3 protein-coding genes are annotated in these 4,071 nt (G+C 37.4%); all 3 read left to right on the top strand.

Annotated features, from left to right (window positions below; translation table 11 throughout):
* Positions 1-157 precede the first annotated feature (157 nt).
* Positions 158-400, top strand: coding sequence for a DUF7830 domain-containing protein (locus tag QGT73_RS17595; protein WP_482771133.1), 243 nt, complete (start codon positions 158-160; stop codon positions 398-400).
* A gap of 3 nt (positions 401-403) precedes the next feature.
* A complete protein-coding gene (locus QGT73_RS17030; RefSeq protein WP_482771134.1) occupies positions 404-3,154 on the top strand; it encodes a DUF6035 family protein in 2,751 nt (916 codons plus the stop codon).
* Between the two features lie 73 nt (positions 3,155-3,227).
* A complete protein-coding gene (locus QGT73_RS17025; protein ID WP_280123224.1) occupies positions 3,228-4,058 on the top strand; it encodes an IS5 family transposase in 831 nt (276 codons plus the stop codon).
* The last annotated feature ends 13 nt before the right edge of the window (positions 4,059-4,071 follow it).

Here is a 4,071-nt window from a genome sequence, read left to right as displayed (position 1 = left end):
TCAAATAGTTCGTCCATGCCCTCGGGCAGGCACATCCATATTGCATCTGCGGTTTTCATACCGCAAATTTAACACTTTTCTCAAAATCCATGCACCGCCATTTCGGCTTGACCCATTATCCCGATTTTTTGTAATTTTGAATACTTAATTGTATGATATGGAACCAACTATTAGTGAAGTCTTTGATGTTAAAGAAGGATGTATAATCTATTCTTCTGAATTCTTCAAAAGGGGGGAACATGAAATAATGCACTGGCGTCGGGCCCTTGAGGAGGCAATCCTTGTCGGAAAGCCACGCTTGATATGTCCTTATTGCAAACAGATGGTCAAATTATGTGGCCGTCGGTCGACGCGTGGCCATGTCTCATACTTCTCGCATCTTTATGATAGTGACGATTGAGAGATTAAAACTACGACTCAACTAACTAAAGAGGAGATCGAAGCTCGCAAATACGGACAAGTTCAGGAGAGCGAGCGTCATATAAGGTTAAAAACACTCATTGCAGAAGCATTATCAACCCCTGCTTCCATTGCCAAAGGAATCTCAGATGTGCAGATTGAACAACGGATAAAAAGTAAGTTGCCATATCTAAACTGGAGACGTCCAGACGTAGTCGCGCGTTTCCGGGACTTAAATATTGTGTTCGAACTTCAGTTGTCAACGACATTCCTAAGTGTAGTTGTCGACAGGGACATATTCTATAGATTGAATGGGTATTTTATAATTTGGGTATTTAATTTTGATGATAACAAGGAATATGTAAATCTTTACAACCTGATGTGTAAAGATATATACTATGGTAACAAGCGAAATATCTTCATATTCGATCAGAAAGCTCAACATATGTCGGATGAGGCCGGTGAGCTCTTCCTGCGTTGTCAATGGCTTGATGCGGATGGCAAATTTACAGAAGGCAAGTATCTGACTATTGATCAGTTGTCCTTTGACTCTGATTCATGCAAGCCTTATTATGTTGATGCTGATAAGATATATTATGACAGACATCCTGGAGTTCAAAAACAAATAGCTGATCTTGAGAAATCAAGACATGAAATTCTTGACAATCTCATTGAACGTCAGCGTCAAGAACAAGAACAAATTCAAGCTGAATATGACAGACTTGAACGTATCAAAGACGATATAATAGCTACCGGTAGCAGAGCTGATATATATGAATCGGATGGGAAATATGGTTTTGAATATAATTCTGTTAAATTAACAAAAGCTATTTATTCCGAGATTGAGTGGAACGAAAATTCTCATACATTTTCTCTGAAAAAAGGAGCAAGAATTGGTATTACGTCGTCAAATAGCAGCACTATAGTACCATGTATCTGCTCTCGCATTGAAAAGATTGATGACAACGTATATTTAATTGTTGTCAAAGGTAATTGGCGAATTCTTGGTTCATCTTCAATCCTCTTAAAAGAATCTACGCGGGACTCATTCAGTATCGAAAAACTTAAAGACGGCTGTCTGATTATAAAAATCACCCATCCATTAGGCAGAAGCAGGACATCCTATGAAACGGAATCATTCCTTATGTTTCCCAATCACGAAACTATAAAGATTTATTCCTTTTCTGCAGATGATAATACGGTAAAGGCTTATTGTAATTATTGTTATGAAGAATTTAATATCAGTCAGTCTGGATATCTATACAAAAATATCATCGATGATATAGATTTGGTCTATTCCACTGAAGGTCTAATGGGAATTAACAAGGCGGGTTGTGAACTTGTGAAACCGATATATGATAAAATCATATTAAATGAAAACAATCAGCTTAATGTGTTTCAAGACAGAGAGAAGGGTGTAATTGATTTTTATGGTAAAGAAATTGTCTCTCTTGACTGTCAAGATATATTACCATGTGGAAAAAATTACTATGTCGTTTTCAAAAACAATGAATACAATCTGATTAATACGTCTGGTAAACAATTATTATCCGGGCAAGAAAATAGGATACAATACGTAGAACCAGATGCTTTTATTATACAAGATAAAAAAGCCGCCAGTCTGTTTGACTCAGAGGGGCATCTGTTATTTTCGAAAAAATTTTGCAATCTCGAGCCAGGATTCCCTGGAGAATTAAAAGTGACATCTGCATCCAATCATAATGTTATCAGCATTGTAGATTTTTCAGGCGATAAAATTTCAGGTGATAGATACGGCTTTCAATACCCAAAGGAGAACATTATTCATAGTTATTCTAATAGCATCAATATGATTGAGGCTAAAGATTTGTACTGGCTACGTTCGGCTGAAGGAATAGATTTGACTGATCGTTATAAAACGTTAGATCAACTTCCGAATGGATACTTCCTAGGTAATAATGAAGATATCATCTCTCCAGACGCAATAGAGATAGCTCATACAGATAAACAGTTGAAATATTTTAACGAATATTTATTCCTTTACGATAAAGGCTGGGGAGATAATCATATTGGCATTATCAATATGCACGGACACTTTATAGGTGATTATTTCTCAAATGTATATCTAAAGGGGCAGTTCGTCTTTACTGATTACATAATGGAAATAGGTCGTGGTTGGAACTCTAAAAACATTACTCTCCACGGACTTTATGCATATGACGGGAAAGAAATTCTATGTTCAAATTATAATTATATCCGCTTATTATCTGATGACTTAGTTATATATAGTTATAAGAATGAGAGTGCTGTAGGATGCATCAGTAATGGTCGCAAAATTTCTATGTTCTCAAATAACGCGATACATGAGCTTGCAACCATTAATGAATGTGTTTATTATAAAATTGGCAGAGGAGGATATTATACCCTTGTAAATGACTCATTATCTTCTTACGGAGATTTCACCGATTTATCGTATGATGCTGAAATAAAAATTATTAAAGGCCTGGGTAAAGACGGTAAGGTATATAATGCTCTGACAAAAGAATTGATTTATGTGACTAAAATACCTTCTATTGGCGATATTGCCGAAGGTAAGGTCACAGGCATTAAGCCGTATGGTGTATTTGTTTGTTTTGACTCAGGCCATTCTGGATTGCTTCATATTTCAAATATTTCTAAAAATAACAAATCTATTTCCGACTTTAGAAAGGGACAATTATTAAAAGTACTCATTGAAGTTGTTCAAACTTATTTCGAGATGTTAATAATACAGTAAAATAATAAAAATACAGCGCATTCAGCAAAGGGCGCACTATATTATAGTTCCCACACTCTAATATACCGTACCAATGCCAGAATACGCTGTACTCGACAAAGATACAATAAAAACTGAAATAATGCCCTATCTTTCGATTGCAAAAAGAGGATATACCTCCAAATTTGATCTTATAGAGGTAGTAAACGCCATACTCTATAAGCTCAAGAGCGGCTGCCAGTGGCGTCTGCTCCCGATCGGGCATCTTTTCAGCGGAGAGGGACCAAGTTGGAACGCAGTCTTCCATCATTACCGCAAATGGTGTAAAAAAGAGGAATGGCAGAAGATATATTCCAGAATCCTGAGCCGGGATAAAAGTAAGCTCGATCTTTCCATTTCCCATATCGACGGTTCCCATACGCCAGTATATAGAGGCGGAGAAAAGTCTGAATATCAAGGTAGAAAGAAACGATGCACGACCAACGCACTCTTTTTTTCGGACAATCAGGGGATTCCACTTGCTATGTCCGAGCCTCAGTCCGGGAATCACGCTGACCTCTATGAGATAGAAGAAAGAATCGATGAGATTGTCTGTCAGTTGCTCGATGCGGAGATTGCCGTGGATGGTCTTTTCTGTGACCTTGATGCAGGATTTGACGGTAAAGAACTCAGAAACGCGCTCATATCCCATGGAATCATTCCTAACGTATGTCCTAATCCAAGAAACGGAGGGGAATCGAAAGAGGATTGGCTGTACGATGAGGAGATGTATAAGGAAAGATGGAAAATCGAACGGACAAACGCTTGGATGGATGGTTTCAAAGCCGTACTCAACCGCTTCGATACCACCGTCTCCAGTTGGAAAGGTTGGAATTTCCTCGCTTTTATCGTTATTTTCCTTAAAAAATTTCACAAATCAAATTAGTTTAAACAACTTC

It is taken from the genome of Duncaniella muricolitica, assembly GCF_910574735.1.
In the GTDB taxonomy this organism is placed as follows: Bacteria; Bacteroidota; Bacteroidia; order Bacteroidales; family Muribaculaceae; genus Duncaniella; species Duncaniella muricolitica.
This window is presented reverse-complemented; position numbering and strand designations above follow the sequence as displayed.